1 pseudogene is annotated in these 248 nt (G+C 30.2%); it reads right to left on the bottom strand.

The annotated features are described in order from the left end of the window. Positions 1 to 248 (bottom strand): annotated as a pseudogene (locus tag FIA58_RS21230) (ComEC/Rec2 family competence protein); the annotation flags it as partial.

The raw sequence follows: 248 nt of genomic DNA, 5'->3' as shown, positions 1-248 counted from the left end.
TCAACCTATAAAATCCCTTTTCAGCAGTAGCATGAAAAGGGATTTTTTCTTGCTTACAAGTTACTTCCCATTGGTTAACTAAATAAAAAGAATTACTATTATCTGCAATAATTTGTTTTGGATGCAAGGTTTTAATTAATCGTACTAAATTTAATTTGGGGCTTTGGGAAAGCAAGACCAAATCAGGTTTTTCATTATTAACATAAACCGAAGAGCTATCTACAATTAGAATCCTTTTACCTTGAAAA

Origin of the sequence: Flavobacterium jejuense, assembly GCF_006491595.2 — a bacterium.
Lineage (GTDB): Bacteria > Bacteroidota > Bacteroidia > Flavobacteriales > Flavobacteriaceae > Flavobacterium > Flavobacterium jejuense.
The sequence above is the reverse complement of the archived record's forward strand: the minus strand, read 5'-3'. Positions and strand labels throughout refer to the sequence as shown.